20 protein-coding genes are annotated in these 19,209 nt (G+C 48.3%); 16 read left to right on the top strand and 4 right to left on the bottom strand.

Annotated elements, in window-relative coordinates:
- The first annotated feature begins 73 nt into the window (after window positions 1–73).
- From FC20_RS05270 to FC20_RS05260, 3 genes are read left to right on the top strand one after another with little or no spacing between them, the layout of a single operon-like run.
- Window positions 74–1,294, top strand: a complete 1,221-nt coding sequence (locus FC20_RS05270; protein WP_008462940.1) for an extracellular solute-binding protein — start codon at window positions 74–76, stop codon at window positions 1,292–1,294.
- A 47-nt stretch (window positions 1,295–1,341) separates the two neighbouring features.
- Entirely contained in the window at window positions 1,342–2,700 is a 1,359-nt protein-coding gene (locus FC20_RS05265) for a carbohydrate ABC transporter permease (RefSeq protein ID WP_008462942.1), read from the top strand.
- Window positions 2,701–2,702: 2 nt separating this feature from the next.
- Window positions 2,703–3,560: a sugar ABC transporter permease gene (locus tag FC20_RS05260; protein WP_008462944.1), complete on the top strand. Its 858-nt coding sequence runs from the start codon at window positions 2,703–2,705 to the stop codon at window positions 3,558–3,560.
- Between the two features lie 95 nt (window positions 3,561–3,655).
- Here FC20_RS05260 and FC20_RS05255 read toward each other — a convergent pair whose 3' ends face one another.
- Window positions 3,656–6,646 carry a TIM-barrel domain-containing protein gene (locus FC20_RS05255; RefSeq protein ID WP_056945333.1) on the bottom strand — a complete coding sequence of 997 codons (2,991 nt, stop codon included), beginning with the start codon at window positions 6,644–6,646 and terminating at the stop codon, window positions 3,656–3,658.
- A gap of 194 nt (window positions 6,647–6,840) precedes the next feature.
- Between FC20_RS05255 and nagA the strand changes: the two genes are divergently transcribed.
- The 6 genes from nagA (at window position 6,841) to FC20_RS05230 (ending at window position 12,078) form a co-directional block, all read left to right on the top strand.
- Complete coding sequence (gene nagA / locus FC20_RS05250; protein ID WP_008462950.1) at window positions 6,841–7,992, top strand: N-acetylglucosamine-6-phosphate deacetylase; 1,152 nt, start codon at window positions 6,841–6,843, stop codon at window positions 7,990–7,992.
- Between the two features lie 138 nt (window positions 7,993–8,130).
- Complete coding sequence (locus FC20_RS05245) at window positions 8,131–8,757, top strand: ATP-binding cassette domain-containing protein (protein ID WP_008462952.1); 627 nt, start codon at window positions 8,131–8,133, stop codon at window positions 8,755–8,757.
- Between the two features lie 2 nt (window positions 8,758–8,759).
- Entirely contained in the window at window positions 8,760–9,050 is a 291-nt protein-coding gene (locus FC20_RS10845; RefSeq protein ID WP_054667885.1) for a hypothetical protein, read from the top strand.
- A gap of 8 nt (window positions 9,051–9,058) precedes the next feature.
- Window positions 9,059–10,063 (top strand): hypothetical protein, encoded by a 1,005-nt coding sequence (locus tag FC20_RS05240; protein ID WP_008462956.1) that lies wholly within the window; start codon window positions 9,059–9,061, stop codon window positions 10,061–10,063.
- A 7-nt stretch (window positions 10,064–10,070) separates the two neighbouring features.
- Window positions 10,071–10,790, top strand: a complete 720-nt coding sequence (locus FC20_RS05235) for a LytR/AlgR family response regulator transcription factor (RefSeq protein ID WP_008462959.1) — start codon at window positions 10,071–10,073, stop codon at window positions 10,788–10,790.
- Between the two features lie 13 nt (window positions 10,791–10,803).
- A complete protein-coding gene (locus FC20_RS05230) occupies window positions 10,804–12,078 on the top strand; it encodes a GHKL domain-containing protein (protein WP_008462961.1) in 1,275 nt (424 codons plus the stop codon).
- Between the two features lie 47 nt (window positions 12,079–12,125).
- Here the strand turns inward: FC20_RS05230 and FC20_RS05225 are convergent, their stop codons facing one another.
- Window positions 12,126–12,395 (bottom strand): hypothetical protein, encoded by a 270-nt coding sequence (locus FC20_RS05225; RefSeq protein ID WP_051011270.1) that lies wholly within the window; start codon window positions 12,393–12,395, stop codon window positions 12,126–12,128.
- Window positions 12,396–12,456: 61 nt separating this feature from the next.
- Window positions 12,457–12,930: a nucleoside 2-deoxyribosyltransferase gene (locus FC20_RS05220; RefSeq protein WP_008462964.1), complete on the bottom strand. Its 474-nt coding sequence runs from the start codon at window positions 12,928–12,930 to the stop codon at window positions 12,457–12,459.
- A 172-nt stretch (window positions 12,931–13,102) separates the two neighbouring features.
- Here FC20_RS05220 and FC20_RS05215 point away from each other — a divergent pair, with 172 nt between their 5' ends.
- Complete coding sequence (locus tag FC20_RS05215; RefSeq protein ID WP_054667878.1) at window positions 13,103–13,576, top strand: PTS sugar transporter subunit IIA; 474 nt, start codon at window positions 13,103–13,105, stop codon at window positions 13,574–13,576.
- On the opposite strand, the gene FC20_RS05210 is transcribed toward FC20_RS05215, so the two are convergent.
- Window positions 13,573–14,370, bottom strand: coding sequence for a tyrosine-protein phosphatase (locus FC20_RS05210; protein WP_008462974.1), 798 nt, complete (start codon window positions 14,368–14,370; stop codon window positions 13,573–13,575). The genes FC20_RS05215 and FC20_RS05210 overlap by 4 nt on opposite strands.
- 185 nt (window positions 14,371–14,555) lie before the next feature.
- On the opposite strand from FC20_RS05210, the gene FC20_RS05205 reads away from it, so the two are divergent.
- The 6 genes from FC20_RS05205 to FC20_RS11000 all read left to right on the top strand — a co-directional run bounded on the left by FC20_RS05205 (window position 14,556) and on the right by FC20_RS11000 (window position 19,058).
- Window positions 14,556–15,029: a universal stress protein gene (locus FC20_RS05205; RefSeq protein ID WP_008462976.1), complete on the top strand. Its 474-nt coding sequence runs from the start codon at window positions 14,556–14,558 to the stop codon at window positions 15,027–15,029.
- 377 nt (window positions 15,030–15,406) lie between these two features.
- Window positions 15,407–16,348: a phosphate/phosphite/phosphonate ABC transporter substrate-binding protein gene (locus FC20_RS05200; protein WP_008462978.1), complete on the top strand. Its 942-nt coding sequence runs from the start codon at window positions 15,407–15,409 to the stop codon at window positions 16,346–16,348.
- A gap of 113 nt (window positions 16,349–16,461) precedes the next feature.
- Window positions 16,462–17,232: a phosphonate ABC transporter ATP-binding protein gene (phnC, locus tag FC20_RS05195; RefSeq protein WP_008462981.1), complete on the top strand. Its 771-nt coding sequence runs from the start codon at window positions 16,462–16,464 to the stop codon at window positions 17,230–17,232.
- Between the two features lie 2 nt (window positions 17,233–17,234).
- The gene (gene phnE / locus FC20_RS05190; protein ID WP_008462982.1) at window positions 17,235–18,035 is read left to right on the top strand and encodes a phosphonate ABC transporter, permease protein PhnE; all 801 of its coding nucleotides are present in this window, start codon (window positions 17,235–17,237) and stop codon (window positions 18,033–18,035) included.
- Window positions 18,035–18,847, top strand: coding sequence for a phosphonate ABC transporter, permease protein PhnE (phnE, locus tag FC20_RS05185; protein ID WP_008462984.1), 813 nt, complete (start codon window positions 18,035–18,037; stop codon window positions 18,845–18,847). Before phnE (FC20_RS05190) ends, phnE (FC20_RS05185) begins: the two co-directional genes overlap by 1 nt.
- Window positions 18,848–18,932: 85 nt before the next feature.
- Complete coding sequence (locus tag FC20_RS11000) at window positions 18,933–19,058, top strand: hypothetical protein (RefSeq protein WP_269083540.1); 126 nt, start codon at window positions 18,933–18,935, stop codon at window positions 19,056–19,058.
- Window positions 19,059–19,209: the final 151 nt, after the last annotated feature.

Genomic DNA, 19,209 nt, shown 5'->3' with positions numbered 1-19,209 from the left:
GTTAATCAACTTGTAGTGCGTTGCTGCAAGATGATTTAAAAAATAAAACAAATGTTTGTTTTAGGAGGAAAAAATGAGTTTCTTTAAGAAGGCTGCCTTGGGCAGTGCAGCAGTATTGGCTGCTTTAAGTTTGTCAGCTTGCTCAAACAGCAGCAACAGTAGTTCATCATCATCAAGCGAAAAGAAGGCTTCCTTGACTTTGTGGGTTGACACCGAACAGGTATCATACTACAAGAGCATTGTTAAGGACTTCCACAAGAAGCACCCTAACATTACCGTTAAGGTTACCCAAAGTCCTAACGGTTCTGCTAACGCTAAGACTGACGTTGGTAAGGACGCCTCAAAGGCTGCCGATGTTTTCGAAGTTCCAAACGACCAATTAGGTCAAATGGCAAACGCTGGTTACATTAACCCACTTTCACCATCAGACACTTCCAACATCAAGAAGAACTACGTATCCCAAGCTGCTAAGGGCGTTACCTGGAAGGGCAAGATTTACGCCTACCCATACGCTCAACAAGCAGACACCATTTACTACAACAAGTCAAAGCTTTCAGCCAGCGACGTTAAGGACTGGGACACTTTGACTAAGAAGGGTGTCTTGGCAACTGACTTTACTAACGCCTACACGATGTGGCCAGTCTTCTTCTCAGCTGGTACTACTCTCTACGGCGAAAACGGTGAAGACCTGAAGGGCTCAACTTTCAACAGCCAAAATGGTGTTAACGCCTTGACTTGGATCGCAAAGCAAAAGAGCAACAAGAACGTTATGCAAACCTCTAACGCTTTGAACCAATTGAAGAAGGGCAACGCTGCTGCCATCATGGATGGTCCTTGGAACGCAGCCAACATCAAGAAGATCTTGGGCAAGAACTTTGCTGTTGCTAAGTACCCAACTGTCACTGTTGGCGGCAAGAAGGTTCAACTTGAAGCCTTCTTGGGTATCGAAGGATTTGCCGTAAACTCCCACACTTCAAACGCTAAGGCTTCATCAGAACTTGCAGCTTACATTACCAACAAGAAGTCACAATTGATCGCTCACGACAAGGCTGGTCAAATCCCAGTTTTGAAGAGTGCCGTAGCATCAAGTGATGTTAAGAGCGACCCAGTTGCTGTAGCCGTTATTGAAATGGCTAAGTCAGGCAACTCTGTATTGCAACCAAAGCTGCCACAAATGGCAACCTTCTGGGATGGTGCTGCTCCACTGGTAAGTGGCGCATACGATGGCAAGATCAAGCCAAGTCAATACAAGGCACAACTTGCTAAGTTCGCAAAGAAGATTTCTCAAAAGTAATTAAGCGCAACAACTTTAATTAAGCTTGAGAAGGAGAGTAATGAAAAATGTTTAAGAGAAAAGGACACATTCCTCCAGCTGCCACCTATAAAGAAGTGTGGTCAAAGGGGGATGCAGCTGACAAGCTATCCTTCTTCTTCATGGGTGTCAGTGCTTTAAAAAATAAGCAATGGGCCAAGGGGATCAGCTTGCTGGCATCAGAAATCATCTTTATCTGCTGGTTTATCTTCAGCGGGGCTAGCGCGCTCAGCATGCTGAGCAACCTAGGGACGATTAAGACTAAGAAAGTCGTCTTCGACAAGGCGCAAGGCGTCTACATTACCAAGCAGCCAGACAACTCAGTATTGATCCTGCTCTTTGGGATCATGGCCATTTTCCTAGTTATTGGCTTTATCTGGTTGTATATTATCAATTTGCGGTCAACTCGGGCCAACTATATCAAGAAGCGCGATGGCAAGCACATCGCCACCAACAAGGAAGAAATCGCTAGTCTCTTTGACTCCCGGCTTCACGCCACTTTGATGTTCATTCCTTTGCTGGGGATCATCCTCTTCACTGTCTTGCCAACGATCTTCATGATTTCCATGGCCTTTACCAACTATGACCGGCAACACCCAATCGGCTTCTCCTGGACTGGCTTCCAGGCCTTTGGGAGCGTGCTGACCGGGGACCTGGCCGGGACTTTCTTCCCAGTCCTTGGCTGGACCCTGGTTTGGGCGGTAGCTGCGACGGTAACGACTTTCTTGGGCGGTGTTTTGTTAGCCCTCTTGATCGAATCAAAGGGCATCAAGCACCGGAAGGTATGGCGGACGATCTTCATCGTCGCTTACGCTGTTCCACAATTCGTTTCCCTGCTGCTGATGGCTCAGTTCTTGGATGCTCAAGGTCCTTTGAACACCTTGCTCCAAAACTGGGGCTGGATTTCAAGCCCAATTCACTTTATCGACAACGAAGCTGCCCCTTGGGTAGCCCGGTTAACGGTTATCATCGTTAACATGTGGATTGGTATTCCTGTTTCAATGCTGGTATCAATGGCGATCATTCAGAACTTGCCACAAGATCAAATTGAAGCTGCTCGGATGGACGGGGCTAACGCCTTCCAAATCTTCCACAATATTACCTTCCCACAAATTCTCTTTGTAATGGGACCATCACTGATTCAACAATTCATCGGTAATATCAACAACTTCAACGTCATCTACCTGCTGACGGGTGGTAAGCCTATGAACAACAACTACAACGGCGCCGGGTCAACCGACCTTTTGGTCAACTGGCTCTACAACTTGACCTTCGGTCAACAACAGCGTTACAACGCTTCCGCCGTTTTAGGTATCTTGATCTTCATCTTGAGTGCGACGATTTCCTTAATTGCCTACCGTCACACGACATCATTTAAGGAGGGATAAAATTGAAATCTTACTCAAGACAGAGAAAAGTATCCCTTTTCTTCAGATATTTCCTGCTGACGGTATTGGCTATCGTTTGGTTAATCCCGATCGTTTGGATCGTTTTTGCCAGCTTCTCATACAATGACACTGGCTTTATCTCTACTTTCTTACCTGAAAAATGGACCCTGCAGAACTATATCGGAATCTTTACCAACTCCCAATTCCCTTACCTGCACTGGATCATTAACACCTTAATCGTGGCCATCATCTCCGCTACACTCTCTACTTTCATCCAAATTTCGGTAGCCTATGTGCTCTCACGTTTACGCTTCAAGATGCGGAAGCCATTCCTGCAAATCGCTTTGGTTTTGGGGATGTTCCCAGGCTTTATGTCCATGATCGCTCTTTACTACATCTTGAAGGGGCTAAACATGCTGAACCTCGGCGGTTTAATCCTGGTTTACGTCGGCGGTGCCGGCCTTGGCTTCTATGTTGCCAAAGGTTTCTTCGACACGATTCCGCGGTCCTTGGATGAAGCTGCTGAACTTGACGGTGCTACCAAGTGGCAAGTCTTCACTAAGATCGGTTTGCCGCTGTCAAAGCCAATGATCGTTTACACGGCTTTGACCACTTTCATGGCACCATGGGTAGACTTTATCTTCTCCGGGATTATCCTTTCAACTTCAGGTAATCCAAAGACCTACACTATCGCTTATGGTCTGTACAACATGCTTTCTTCTTCAAAAGGGAGTGCGACAACCTTCTTTGCCCAATTCGTGGCTGGTTGTGTCATTATCGCGATCCCAATCACAGTCCTCTTCATCATTATGCAGAAGTTCTACGTTAGTGGGATTACCGCAGGTGCTGACAAGGGTTAAACAGAGTATCAAGATTCTACCTTCTCAAAGCAAAAAACGCTTGGATTTTATCCAAGCGTTTTTCTTTTGCTAAAAAATAAGAAAAAATCGTAAATTTACTTGTCGAGTGGCCGGTAAAAGTCGATGCTGGAAGCCGCGGCAAAATCACCGGTCTTGTCCAAGATGGTCAAGCGGACCGCCCAGGCACTGACGCCCCGGAGGCCAATGACCTTGTTCTTGGCATCGCTGTTGAAGCTGAAGTCTTCACCGTAAGGCACGAAGCTGTCGCCATCCGTAGAAATTTCCGCCTTGATCTTGAGCGGCCGACCTTCAGCTTGCAAGGCATCAGGGACGTAGATCACCTTGTTGAGTTCAGTCTTTTCCTTAAAGGTGAAAGTGAGCTGGATTGGCTCGTCAGTCTTGGCACTTTGCCAGCTGGTAGCCAGGCGCTGGTCCAGCAAGTACTTGGCTGGGTGCCCTGGTTCACTGTCGACATTGCTGGTCACTTTCAAGTTCTGGATGATAAAGTCCTTAGGGTCCTTCTTGGTCTTGACCTTGATCCAGTCGGACCATTCAGAAACCTTGTAGCCTGACTCATAGCGCAGGCGCAGCTGGTAAACCTGGTCGGCAGCTAAGTCGGTAAAGGTGAAGATATTGCCGCTGATACCGGTGTAGAGCAGACCATTTAATTCCAGCTGGACCTTTGGCGTCTTTTGGGCCCACTTAACAGTTAAAGAGTGAGCACTGATCTTGCTTCGGTCGACTTCGACCTTGCTTGGCAATTTCAAGGCAGCATCAGTAATTTGGTGTACTAGCTGCTCGCCGGCAAAGCAGAAGTTGTTAACGACTAATTCTAATTTGACCTGCTTGATGTCCCGCTCTTGCAGCTTGATCACCAAGGCTGGCCGGCTTTGGTCGTTTAGGTCGCTAAAGCCCTTTGGCCAGCTAAAGTGAGGATCGTAGTAAAAACCTTCTTTAGCATGGTCCAGGGTTTCCGGACTGCCATACTCTTCCAGCTGGATAACGTCGTCTTTGCCAACCCGGAGGGCCAGGTCTTCTGGATGCTGGTCGCAGTAGATATAAAGGAAGGTTTCCTGCTTAATGGTCAAGTTCGGATAGTAGCCTTCAGTTGGCTCAATAATTACTCGCAGGCGGCTGTCGTCAACCCGGCTCCTGATAACGGTCTTGGCAAAGTTGTGCTCGTAGTCGACTTGGTCATTATCATCATAGCTGGTGTAGGAGCTGTCGCCATATGGGTAAAGGACAAAGTGTCTTTGGCCTAAATCTAAAATGGAGCCGCCCCGGACGAAGACTGGCAGATGCCAGAGGGGGTACTTCAGGCGATTGTAGACTCGGCCACCCATGAAGCGATCACCGGTAAAGAGGTCGATCCATACGGTTTGCTTGTCTGGCAGGTAGATCCGGTCGCGGACGCTATTGCCCTGGCTGTCAGACTTGCCATTGGTGATCGGTGCAACCAAGATCTGGTCACCCAGAATAAACTCGTCAGCGAAGTCCCGGCCATAGCCAATCTGCTCATGCGGGAATTCCATCATGAGCGGCCGCACTAGTGGCAGACCATCTTGAGCCTGGCGGCTGAGAGCATATATATAGGGAAGAAATTCGTTTCTTAACTGCAGGTAGGCCTTCATTACCCGGGAAATCTTGCTGTTGAAGGCAAACGGGGTCTTGCTCAGTGGGCTTTGGTCGTCGGTGACAAAGAAGAGGGGAGTGAAAGTCTTCCATTCCAGGTCTCGGACTGCTACTTGGGCATTTTCTTGACCCAACTTGCCGCCGCTGCTGGCCCCAATGAAGGGGATGCCGGATAAGCCGGCACCTAGGAAGGTGGCGATTTGGGTCTTGATGCTGGACCAGTCCCCGCCAACGTCGCCAAAGGCTAAAGCGCTGCTTTGTTGAAAGGGGCGCAGGCCATCTCTAACTAAGGAGATTGGCTTGGCTTTCGGATTCTTCTTGCTTAAAGCAGCATTTACTGCTGGCAAATCGCTGCTTGGGTCATCGATGGCAGCTAATTCTGCATGATCTGGCAGGTCTTGGCTATTTTCGCTCCAAAAGCCAGGGTGGATGCCGAGCTTTTTAGCATATTCGGCAAAGGAGGCGAAAACGTGCGGATCAGTATTTTTCTCACTTTCATAGTTAGGAATCATCCAGGAAAGCGGGAAGTCAAAGCGCTTATACCGGTCCAGCATGGCCCGGGCTGAAAACTGGTAGTCCTGTTCCCCGTTCAGGCTGGCCTGATGCTTGCCATCAGCTACTTTACTATAGTAGGAATTGTCTTCAAAGCGGATGGCCGTGTGACTCTTGGCCTTGGCTTTCTTCCAAGCTGGATCCAAGAAGTTGCCCAGGTGGCCAAAGGACAGGGCAAAGCGTGGCGGCATCAGGGCAGGACCCGTCAAAGAGTAGTATCTTTGCAAAATTTCTTGCGGAGAACTTCCTATTATATAGAAGTTGTCAAAGACCGGGTTGCGGTGCTTTAAGATTGCTACTTGCTCATTTTGGCTGCCAAAGTCATAGCTGCCAGGAGCCAGAGTATTGCGGAATTCGCCAAAACCAGAATTAGTCCAAAAGAAAGGTACGGCAGCCAAGACCCCATCTTGGCCAGTGATCCCGTCAGTCTTAATTAGGACCTTTTCACCCTTATGGCTGAAGTGGCCGTTTTGGACCCCGCCGCCATAGTAGTATTCATTCGGACTTTGTTTAATAATTTCCGTAGTGTGCTTGCCGCTGATTAATAGAGGAGCAACCTGGCTAACCCGGGTCCGGTGTACTGCTTCGTCAAAAATGCTGAACAAGGCGGTCTTTTGCTGGAAGATCAGCTTGTAGCTGCCAACGGTGATGATGAACATGTCGCTAGTGGCATGGGCATGGGCCTTTTGGAAATAGGCGGGATCAGGCTGGGGCGTGACCAGCATGTCGCTAGTTTCGGCAAAGGCTTGGCTGGGGTCTAGCCAGTAGCGGAAAATCCCGTCACTAATCAGGTAGACCCGGGCCACTTCGCCGGTTGCATAATGAAGTTCAAAGTAATTATCTTTTTTATTGACGCCAACTAAAGAACCAAGTTGGTGCTTAGAGGTTTGCAAGTCGTTCATAATAAGTTCCTTTACTTGATAATGTCTCTAGTTTAATTATAGCCAAAAAGGCGTTAGAAAGGGGAGGGGAATTAAATAACTGACAAAAAGTAATTGTATATGCAAATGATAATGGCTTTTTTTCATTGACAAAGAAGACTAAAAATTGGACAATACCAATTGTAAGAAAATCGGAAAATAGATTGGAGAAAAAGATGCATTATTACGTTCACGCTGATCGCTTCTACCTGCCGAAGGCCGTAGAAGAGGGCGGTTACTTGGAAATTACTGACGGCAAGTTTGGAGCTTATTACCCCGAAAATGCCCGTCCAGAAGGGGAGATCGTTGACTACACTGGCTATGAATTAGCGCCAGGCTACGTTGACACCCATATCCATGGCTCAGTTAAAGAAGATGTGATGAAGAGCGACTGGGCCGGGATCGATAAATTGTCCAAGGCACTCTTAGGCGCTGGGGTGACCAGCTGGTTGCCAACGACGGTGACGGCTTCAAGCGAGCAATTGACGGCGGTCTGCCAGATGTTTGCTGACCATGAGGGGCAAGAAGCTGGCGCGAGAATCCAGGGGATCCACTTTGAAGGCCCCTTCTTTACGGAAGAACATGCCGGGGCCGAAAACCCTAAGTACATGCTGGACCCAAACCGTGAAGACCTGGACCGCTGGCTGGAGGCCTCTAAAGGGATGCTGAAAAAGATTGCCCTCGCACCAGAGCGGCCAGGGACAACCGACTTCATCCGCTATGCAGCCAGTCGCGGGGTAATGATCGCCCTAGGCCACTCCAGTGCTAGCTACGATGAAGCCAAGGCAGCGGCGCAAGCGGGGGCGGAGATTTTTACCCACACCTTCAACGGGATGCCGGACTTTTCCCACAACCAGCCAAACATTGCTAATGCGGCCATGGCCTTGGACAACATGGACAATGAACTGATTGCCGATGGTCACCACGTAGCCATTCCGGCCATCAAGGCCTTGATAGCGGCCAAGGGGGTTGAACACATCGTCTTAATCACCGACTGCATGGAAGCCGGCATGATGCCGGATGGCGACTACATGCTGGGTGAACTGCCCGTATACGTCAAAGACGGGATGGCCCGGCTGAAGGATGGCGACAACCTGGCTGGCAGCGTCTTGGAACTCAAGAACGGGGTTAAGAACCTGGTTGACTGGGGTCTAGTAACTAAGCAAGAGGCTATCCAAATGGCGACCTACAATGCTGCTCGCAGCCACCACTTGCTGGACCAGTGCGGGCAAATCGCACCCGGCTTGCCAGCTGACTTCTTGGTCTTGAACAGTGACCTGACCTTGGAGAAGACCTACTTGAGCGGGGAAATCCGCTGGGAAGAATGAACTTGAAGCTCGCTGCTAATCAGCGGGCTTTTTTGCTGCCATTCATCGGCGCAGACGACCATTCATCGGCATTTACGTTTTTGAAACTACTTTTAGGGATAGAATTGTGGTGTTGAAACAAAGGAGGAAGGTAGCGCAATGCAAGGAATAATCGTTTCTGCCGATCAGCTTGCGGCGCAAGTAGGAGGTAAATTGCTTTTTCAAAATTTATCCTTTCAAGCCAATGGCGGGCAAACAGTTGCCTTGATTGGCCAGTCCGGTGCTGGCAAAACCACTCTGCTCAACTTGCTCGGCTTGCTGGATCAACCAAGCAAGGGAAAAATTTTGATCAATGGTGAGAATGCTAACAGCTGGCCAGCAAGAAAAAGGGAGAAATTTTGGCGGGAAAAGGCAGCCTTTCTCTATCAAGATGCTGGAATCATCGATGGAGAAAGCCTGCTGTACAATGTCTCGCTGACTAAGGCAAAAAAGAGTCAGGATCAAGCCTTGCATTACTTAAAAATGCTTGGTTTAGCGCAAGCTCATGAAAAAGCAGCCGTGCTGTCTGGCGGGGAAAAGCGACGTCTGGGCCTGGCCCGCCTTTTATATAAAGGAGGACGGGTAATCTACGCAGATGAGCCGACCGCTTCTTTGGACGCGGCCAACCGGCAGCTGGTTACCGACTTGCTTTTAAAACAGGCACAGGCAGGCGCGCTTGTCTTCATCGCTACTCACGATGATGCCCTAGCGAAAAAATGCGATACGCGGATTTGTTTGGGGGAATGACCATGCGTAATAAAATAAGCATTGCTGCCTCTAGCTTGATCCTAGCCCTTATTTTCTTATATTCTCTTGGTCCTGGCCGCGATGCAGTAGATCGGCTGCCCTTGATCTGCAGCTTGCTTTTATATACTACGAGCCTGCTTTTGCCTTTGCAGCTTGGCTATCGCAAAGATGCCATTCGCCTGCTGGCTGGAATCAGAAGGTTGGAAATTTGGCGGGACAATTTTGCCTGCCTCTTCGTTTGGAGCCTTGCTGCTTTTAGCCTGGTCCCTGCCGCAAGCGGCCTTGCTGGCTAAAAGTTCCTATGAAAATTACCAGTCAAAGGAGAAATGGCAGTCAGCTCCAGCGGCCGTCAGTTTTGATGATGACGGGCGTTTGTTTGGACCGGCAGGCTTATTATCCAGCTGAGCTAGCTTTGATCAAGGATGAGGAAGGGGAGGACAACGCAGTTTTGTCCTTGATCATGGATGACCAGATGCAAACGTCGCCAGCTGAATTAGGCGGCTATGACCACATTGTTTTCGTCAACGATCAAGCCTTGAAGCTGGCCGGTGTCAGTCAGCAGGACCTAAAGGAAGTTGCCTTGACTGATCTATCGGCAGAATGCCAAAATTTTTTGCGCAGAATCCTGCCGCTTAATACTGCGAAGCGGCAAACCGTGCCGAAAGGGATGCACTTATTGACTAGCCGGAAAAAGCTGGCCGCTTTAAATGAAACGCAAGATTTTCAGCTTTGCCGCCACCCCTTGCTCATCTACAGCAAACGGCCCAGCCAGGTTTATGACATGCATGATTTTTTATACTCAGCCTTGTCAACCGGCAACCTTTTCTTTATCCGGTCAGCTAAGCTGATTCCTGCCTTAAAGCGGCGCGGCCTGGCCAAGGCTTACTCGCCAGAGCCATTCCGCTTGAAGCTGATCGCCCAAAGCAAGCTGAGCCTGGCCAAGCTCTACTTAAAAAGCTGCTTGTGGCAGCTGCTGACCTGCGTTTTGCTTCTGCTTTTACTAGTCAGTGTTTTGAACTATCAGGCCAGTGCCTGGGCTCAGCTCAACCGGGCCAAGCTTTTCGCCTTGTTTACCAGTGGATACAAATGGAGAATAATTTTACGACCGGCTGCAGGGGCAGCTGCTTTGGCGGCAGTTGTTTGTTTCCTGGCTGCGGCTGTCTTGCTTGTCCTTTATGCTGAAAGCCCGGCTAGCCTGCTTCTTTGCCAGTTTTCCTTTATCCTGCTGTATACTTTGATATATGGAAAGCTTTTAAGTCAAAAGCTAAAAGTCGAATTTAAACGGATGATTGGCCGGAAGGGATAGTTGAGGGATGAAGGAAAAATTTGGCCTGCAGATTGCGGTTTGTGACGATGAAGCAAAAGAACGGGCAAACTTGCGGAAGATGCTGGTTATGGAGCTAAACACCGCTCATGTCGATTGCTACGCTAGTGGGGATGACCTGCTTGAAGCCGGAAAAAGCTACAACTTGATCTTCCTGGATATTGAAATGCCGGGCACAAGCGGCATGGAGACGGCCCGCCGCCTGCGCCGTGACAAGCGGAGTGATTTGCTGGTCTTTTTAACTGCTTATGACCGCTATATGCCTTCCGCCTTTGAGGTCCGGGCCTTCCGCTACCTGCTCAAGCCCTGGAAAAAGGAGGATATCCGCTCGGTTTTGCAGGCAGCCTACCAGGAAATCCTGGCCAAGCAAATGCTGGCAGTTCCTCTGCCAGATAAGGCAATGACCGCTCTGCCTTTAAATGAAATCCGTCTATTGGAAAGTCTGGGGGACCAGAGCTGTATTTATACGACTGATAAAAAAGTAATCAGTCCTGAGCCCTTAAAGTACTGGGAAGATCAGCTTGACAGTACCCTGTTTGGCCGGGTGAGCCGGCAATACATCGTGGCTTACCAGCATATCATCGATCTAAAGCATAACCAGCTCTACCTTGCTGGCCTAAAGCAGCCGATTCTGCTCCCTCGCCGCCAGGTCAAGGCTGTAGAAGCTGCCTGGCTTGACTACTTGCGCTTTTATGCCCAGCCGCTGTGATTTTGGAGGTAACATGAATTTGTCAATCGACGCCGTGACGTTCTTGAACGCGGCTTTCATCCTGCTGCAGTTCAGCAAATTTTACCTGGCTTTCACTTATCTTTTTAAGGAGAAAATCAAGCCGGTCTGGCTGCTGGGGATTTATGTTTTTGGTCTGTTAATCTGCGGCCTAGCTGGTCCTTTGCTGGGCCCTTTAAATGAAGCTTTGATCTACGCCCTGCTTGCTCTGGGGCGAACTTTGCTGGGGCCTTTAAAGGAAAAAGACCTCCGCCAGCTGGGCAGCTATGCAGTTTTAAGCCTGCTGGATCTGAGTCTAAAGCAGCTGGTTGGTCAAGAAGTGGTCGCGGCTGATCTTGTTTTTGAAGCTGCTGTAGCCTTGACTTTCGTTTACCTGCTTTTGGTGCCTAAGGTCAAAAATCTTTTTGGCAACTGGCCAGGAAAAGCCAAGTGGCTGCTGATCTTACTGGAGATACTGGCTTTGGGGGCAACGGGTTTGGCGGCCGGCCGCTTTCAGGCCTTCTTGGGCCGGCCCTTGCTGGAGGCCACTTTAGCTGGGGCCGCCGTCTGGCTGGACACGGCTCTTTTGCAAGACCAATTCCGGGTTTGGGAATTAAAAAGCGCGATGAGTGAACAAGAGAAGCTGCTCCAGGCTGAGGAAAACTACTATGAATCGCTTTTGGCCCGGGAGAAAGAAACCAAGAAGTTCCGTCATGATGCCCGCCAGCACCTGGTCAGCCTGCAGGGGCTGGCCCATGCGGGCCAGTACCAGGACTTGACCGCCTATATCGACGATCTGGTTGGAAACAGCCAGATGACCCGGCAATTGATTGATACTGGCAACAACGGAATCAATGCCGTGCTTGGCGACTTGGCTGCCCGGTACCCGCAGGTTGAAATCAGCTGGACTGGGGTAATTCCTGGCAACTTAGCCTTGCGGCAGCTGGATCTGTGCATCATTACCGGCAATCTTTTGAAAAATGCCTGCCAGGCAGCCTCACTGGCCACGGACCACCAGGTTAAGGCGGTGCTGAAGTTTTCTGGGAAAACCATGCTTTTGACCGTGCTTAACCAAACAGAGAAGAAGGTCAAGATCGGGTCAGAAAGAGATAATGTTGTAGCAAACGGCCGGGTAGGGATTGGCTTAGGCAAGGTCAAATCCTTTCTTGAGCCTTACCATGGCCGTCTGCGGTTAACTTTTAGTCCGAAAACCGCGCTGGCCAGCGGCGGGGGAGAATTCAGAGCAGAGGTCTTGGTGCCAAATGCCTTAGAAGCACCCCGGGAGTTTTAGAAAAAAGAAAAGCCTGTCTTCCAAAATTGCGGAAGACAGGCCTTTTGTTAGATGTAGTCTTGGCTATGATCTTGCCAATTCCTGTCAAAATCAATGACCGTGATTATAAAGCGGGCTTTAGCAAGCGGATCCCCCTTGTCAAGCTCGTAGCCAGTATTGAAGTAGGCTCCCATGCTGCCCAGCAGATTGAGGACCTGTAGGGCTTCATCAAAATTAGGCGCATAAATGGAAAAGCCGTTTTGACATTTTTCAAATATCAGATCGTCAAAAACTAGCTGTAGAATTTTTAAAAGCTCATTTTCTTGCTTTTTGTCCATAAGTTTACCTGTAATTATTTTGAATTGCGGAAGCTAGGCTTTTTGTCAGCTGTAGTCTTTTTTAGTAAACGGCACCTTCGTAGAAGTCAAAGCGCAGCTTGTTGAAGTTGAAGTCCTTCAGCTGGCTCATCTTGATGACGTTGTCGCTGACGCCCCAGCTCATGAGGTTGATTGGTTTGCCATAGTCTTCGTCTGGGATGACCAAAAGAATGTACTTGCCTTGGCTCAAGGCGTAACCCAGTTCCATGCCCAGACCGACGTCTTCTTCATCAGGGATGTAAACGCCCAGCATGACGTCGTTGGTCTTGATCCCGTTTAAGTCGTTGTTGTAGGTGGCAGTAGCCCAAACCTTGTCGTGCAGGTATTCAGGGTGTTCGTCAACCCGGATGCCCTTATATTGGTTTTCCAAAGGCACGTAGCTGTTTTCCAGGTCAATGGTTGGGTTTTCCTTCAAGGCTTCCATGGCTTCCTTGTAGGCCTTGTTTTGGCGGTCAGTGAACCAGCCAGCACCGAAGTAGATCGTCTTTTTTGGCATATTTAGTAGTTCCTTCCTTACTTTTTGGCAAATCTTGTGCATATATTACTTTATCATAGTTTGATCAACAGCAGTTAGATTTTTCTTAGAAAAAACGTTTTCCGCTTAATAGATTTGAAAAATCATGTCTATAATAGAAGTAACGACTATGTGAAAAAGTGAGGCGATAGCAATGACTGAAAAAATACTGGATCCGGCAAGCTGTTTTGTGATTGATGCTGAAGACCAAGAAGACCTCTTTACCCAAGCCTACCAAAGACTCTTAAAAGAGGGGCTGGTAGCAGACGGCTTTTTAGACCAGGTGATTGAAAGAGAAGAGGACTACCCGACTGGCTTGTCCAGCCAAAATTTGGGTGCAGACCTGCCAAACCTGGCCTTTCCCCATACTGAGGGGATTTTTGTTAAAAAAGACCGCCTGGTGCCAATCAAATTGCTCAAGCCAGTAACTTTTCACAGCATGGTTGATCCCCAGGTCAGCCTGCCGGTGGGCTTTTGTTTCATGCTGCTGGATGATAAGGCCGATGGCCAGGCCAAGCTCTTGTCTCAGACTATGACTTACCTAAGCCAGGCAAATCCTAGTGAACTAAAAGAGCTCTTTGCCCTGACTGATCCTCAAGCAATCTATGACTTTTTGGAAAAAGACTAGTCTTCTAGGTAGATTTCCCGCAAATCCAGCAAGTCCTTGTTAGATAGGCCAATTTGCTGATGCAAATAAGCATTAATGCTGCCATATTGCTGGTTGATGGTTTTAAATAAGTAGTCGAAATATGCTGGTTGGACTGTCTGCAGGTCGTGGAAGGTCTTAAGCAGGTTTTCATTAGCCCCCTTGGCCTCCTCCTTGGCCAGCAGCTGATCCACAAAGCCCTTAACTGCTTGGTTGGTGTACAAGTAGTCTCTTTCAATAGTTGCCATCGGCACGCCCAAGGCAGATAGGATCAAGATGGCCCCAAAGCCAGTCCGGTCCTTGCCGGCGGTGCAGTGAAAAAGGACACTTTCGCCTTCTTTTTCATTGCCCAAGAGCAGCTCAAACAGGTGGCGGTAAGCCTGATTGGCATTTTTCCCTGTAGCCATGTTCTGGTAGGCCCAGAGCATTCTTTGGTAGCCCCAGTTGCCGTCTTTAGCACTTTGTCTGGCCATGTCAGAAATGCTCATCGTGGAGTCGGTCAAGTCTTCGTCAAAAACGGGATCCGCAAAGTAGCTGACGCCTGCCAGCTCTTGGTCTGGCTGCTTGCCGCGCTCAAAGCTGGTTCTTAAGTCAACGTCATACTTAAGACCATATTTTTCCAGGTATTCCCGGTCTTCTTTGGTTAAGTCGCTCAAGTGGCCGCTTCTAATTAACTTGTGCTTTTTGACCGTTTTGCCGGAGATGGTCTTGTAGCCGCCCAGTTCCCGGAAGTTCCGGCCGCCTTGGATCTTGAGCAGGTGCTGATTTAATTGCATAAAAATTTTCCTTCCTATTGTATATCGATTATCAACTAAATTTTTTCGTTTTGATCGTCTTTTACCTTTTTGAAAAATGGGCTTACATAAATAAAACAACATTTTTCCGAAAGCGCCTTAAAAAGTGAAAGTTATGCTAAAATAGAGGTAAGCGAAAGACATACAGAATACGGGAGATGAGCACTATGACTGAAGAAAAAATCAAAATTTTAGTACCTGTTGACGGGTCTGAATCCGCAGAACGTGCTTTTGACAAGGCAGTGAAGATCGCTGCCAACAATGGTTACCATGTCGACGTTTTGAACGTCATCGACACGAGACAGTTCATGGGCGAAATGCAAGACACCTTGATTTCTGGTGACACCATTTACCAAATGACTCAAGACTCAGAAGAATACCTGAAGAGCTTGAAGCAATGGGCTCATGACAACATCGGCTTTGACGACCTGGACTACCACATTCGTTACGGCAGCCCAAAGCGCATCCTTTCTTACGACTTCATCAAGGACCACGGCAACAACCTGATCGTGATGGGGGCTACCGGTTTGAACGCCGTTGAAAGAATGTTGATGGGGTCAGTTACCGAATACGTTAACCAACACGCCATGGCCGACGTCTTGATTGTCAGAACCGACGTCAACAACATGCCCGCTAAGTAGTCTATGATAAGAGTATAACTTAAAAAGAGAGCGTTTGGAATAAAATCCAAACGTTCTTTTATTTTTGTTTTTCTTAACATCGAATTTACTTTTGTTCGGATTTCAGTTGACTTTTTACATTTTTACATGTCATTTACAAAATTTCATTAACCTTTAGAATCGATAATTGGAATAGCGCAATCCCTTTTGGAAAAAATTACAAAAACTCTTGCCAAAACCCGAATATTTCTGTTAGAATTGTTCAAGAACGCAGAAGAAGAAAGCAAATAATTATCGACTGGGTTCCGCGATGAGCAGTTAAAGATGAATGTTAGTCGTCTGCTGCTTATGTTGCTGTTGTACTGTTTATTTCATTATCCATTTTTCAGGGGGAACTAATGAAAAAGTTCAAGAAGGCACTGTTTGGTGCTGTAACTGTTGCCGCTGCTGTTTTAGCAACTGCTTGCTCATCTAGCAAGTCATCATCTTCCTCAAAGGTCTACACTCCATCAAAGTCACACCCTTTGACCATTCAATTCGTGCCTAGTCAGGCTGCTTCTACTTTGGAAGCTAAGGCTAAGCCACTTGAAAAGATTCTTTCAAAGAAGCTTGGCGTCCCAGTTAAGATCTCAATGTCAACTGACTACAACACGGTTGTTGAAGCCATGAAGTCCAAGAAGGTTGACGTTGGCTTTTTGCCACCAGATGGCTACGTATTAGCCCACAAGCAAAAGGCTGCTGACGTTTTGCTTCAAGCTTTGCGTTACGGCATCAAGCAACCAGGCGGTAAGCAAACCAACAAGCTGGTTAAGTTCTACCGGGCAGAAATCTTGGTTAAGAAGGGCTCAAAGATCAAGAGCTGGAAGGACTTGAAGGGCAAGAAGATTGCCGTTCAAAACGCTACTTCTTCTGCCGGCTACATCTTCCCAATTGCTGAACTTAAGAATAAGGGCCTGGACCTGACTAAGAAGGGCAACGCTAACTTAGTAACGGTTACTGGCCACGACCAAGCAGTTCTTGACGTTCTTAACGGCGACGTTGACGCAGCCTTCACTTTCGAAGACGCACGTAACACTGTTTTGGCTGATCAACCAAACATCATGAAGAAGGTTGTTCCAATCTACTTCACTAAGGGTATCCCTAACGATACCGTCTCCGTTCGTTCAGACATGAGCAGTGCCTTCCGGAAGAAGCTGACTAAGGCTTTTGAATCCCTGCGCAACAACAAGAAGAGTCTGAAGATCATTGAAAGCATCTACAGCCACGAAGGCTACACTCCTTCAAAGGACTCAGACTTTAACATTGTCCGCAAGTACGACAAGATGGCTGCTACTAAGTAGTAGGACTTGATAACAAGATATCAATAAAATACTGATAGTGAAAATCGTGCCCCACTTCATGTAGGACACGATTTTCAATGATTAGGCAAAATTTTTTTAAGGAGTTATATTCAATGGCAGAACAGCCGATGATTGAAATGAAGAACGTGACCAAGGTTTACGACAATGGTACCGTTGGTTTGAAGAACATCAACTTAAAGATCAACAAGGGTGAATTTATCGTGATCGTTGGTTTGTCCGGTGCCGGCAAGTCGACCTTGCTGCGGTCCATCAACCGCCTGCACGATATTTCTGAAGGTGACATCTTGATCGATGGCGAATCCATCACCAAGGCTAAGGGCAAGAACCTCCGCTTGATGCGGCGCAAGATCGGGATGATCTTCCAAAGCTTCAACCTGGTTAAGCGTTCAAGCGTGTTGCGTAACGTTTTAGCTGGGCGACTTGCATACTACCCAACTTGGAAGACCACATTTAACCTGTTCACCAATGAAGACAAGCAAAGAGCTTATGAAGCCTTGCAAAGCGTGGACATGGCGGAAAAAGTCTACTCAAGAGCCGACGAACTCTCTGGTGGTCAGCAGCAAAGAGTGGCTATTGCCCGCGTGCTGACTCAAAACCCAGAAATCATTTTGGCCGACGAACCAACTGCTTCTCTTGACCCCAAGACTTCCCACCAAGTAATGGAAGACCTGCGGATGCTGAATGAAAAGTACAACATGACTGTTGTAGCCAACCTTCACTCCATTGAACTGGCCAAGGAATTTGGCCACCGGGTGATCGGGGTCCGGGCCGGCGAAATCGTCTACGACGGCAAGATGGAAGACACGCCGCAATCCGTCTTTGACAGCATCTACAACGGCGGTACGGGTAAGGAGGAAGATTAACAATGTCCAAAACAGATCGTGACATGTTAAAGCTTCCCAAGAAGAAGTTTAAGATGTGGAACTGGGTCTGGGTCATCTTGATGATCTTGGGCTTGGTTTTATCCGTCCAAAACACCGGTACTAGCTTGCCAGAATTTTTTGCCAACTTCGACCAATTTGGCGAAATTTTCGTGCAAATGGCGCAGCCTGACTGGTCTTACGCTGGTACGGCCATTCCTTACCTGGTCGAAACGATCAAGATGGCCATCATCAGTACGGTGATCGGGTCAGCCCTGGCCTTCATCTACTCACTTTTGATCGCTAGAAACATCGTTCACAACAAGGTCATTACCGGCGTTTTGCGCTTCATCATGAACATCATCAGAACCATTCCTGACTTGCTCTTAGGTTCCATCTTTGTTGCTATCGTTGGGATTGGGCCAGTAGCTGGTATCTTGGCCTTGACGGTCTTTACCTTTGGCGTGGTCGTGAAGCTTTTTTACGAAGCAATTGAAACCATCGATCCTGGTCCAAGTGAAGCTATCAAGGCGGTCGGCGGCAATGGGATGAACAACATCATGTTTGCTGTTATGCCGCAAATCATGCCATACTTTGTCAGCTACGCCTTGTACGCCTTTGAAATCAACGTCCGGGCCTCCACGGTTCTGGGTTACATCGGGGCCGGCGGTATCGGCTTGCAGCTGAAGAACACCCTGGACATGTTCAGCTACAACCAGACAGGGATGATCATCCTGGTTATCTTCTTGGTAGTCTTGGTCATCGACTTTATTTCAACTAAGGCAAGGGAGGCGTTGATGCGCTAATGGAGACGACAATGAAGAAATTACCGCCAAAGCCAGTCACGGCTAAGACCAGAGCGGTCAAGTGGCTCAGCTGGATTTTAGCGATCGTAGTCTTAATTTGGTCCTGCACGGGGCTGGACTTTACGGGGATTAAGCCAACGGCTGGCCAGATCACCAGCGCCATTTTTAACGGCTTGTTCCATCCGGACTGGTCCTACGTTTATAACGGCTCAGGCGAAGACCTGGTGTCCCAGCTCTGGCAAACCCTGTGCATCGCCTTCTTAGGGACCTTTATCTCAGCCATTATTTCTATACCTTTTGCCTTTTGGGCAGCTAACACCCGCCACAAGAAGTTCTGGGTATCAGAAAGCGGGAAGATCGTGCTGACTTTTATCAGATCTTTCCCAGAAATCGTTTTGGCCTTGATGTTCATTAAGGCCGTTGGGCCGGGCGCACCAGCCGGTGCCTTGGCTTTGGGTTTCCACTCAGTGGGGATGCTGGCCATGCTTTTTTCTGAAGCCATCGAAAGTTTGGATGACGGCCCAAGCGAAGCCATTACTGCGGTTGGTGGGTCCAAGTTCAACGTGGCTGTTTTTGCCACGATGCCGGACCTGATGCCAGCTCTGGTGTCCAACACCCTGTACCGCTTTGACGTGTCCGTTCGTTCCGCCTCCGTTTTAGGTTTGGTAGGGGCCGGCGGTATCGGCTACCCATTGATGATTGCCTTGAACTACCGGCAATGGAGCCGGGTCGGCATCATCTTGCTCGGGATCATCGTGATGGTGGTCATCATCGACTGGATCTCCGGTGCTATCCGGAAGAAGCTGGTTTAAGCTTAATTATTGAATATATCCTTAAAAATTAGAGACCAAAGCACGTGATGTGCTTTGGTCTTTTTGTTTTGGTGTGCTGTGTGGCGTGCTGTGTGGTTTTTGCCCCCAAAGTATGTCAACCGGTCGCGATTTTGCTGATTTATGCCCCCGAAGTATGTCAACCGGTGGTGATTTTGCCGATTTATGCCCCCAAAGTATGTCAACCGGGTGAGATTTTGGCGATTTATGCCCCCGAAGTATGTCAACCGGGTAAGATTTTGCTGATTTACGCCCCCAAGTTGTGTCAACCCAGGATGGTTGCTATAAGTTGGGGGAGATTTTTTAGAAAAACGAGCTCGGTTGACATAGATTGGGGGCGAATT

The sequence above is a fragment of the Lactobacillus equicursoris DSM 19284 = JCM 14600 = CIP 110162 genome, assembly GCF_001434815.1.
GTDB classification, from domain to species: domain Bacteria; phylum Bacillota; class Bacilli; order Lactobacillales; family Lactobacillaceae; genus Lactobacillus; species Lactobacillus equicursoris.
The sequence above is the reverse complement of the archived record's forward strand: the minus strand, read 5'-3'. Positions and strand labels throughout refer to the sequence as shown.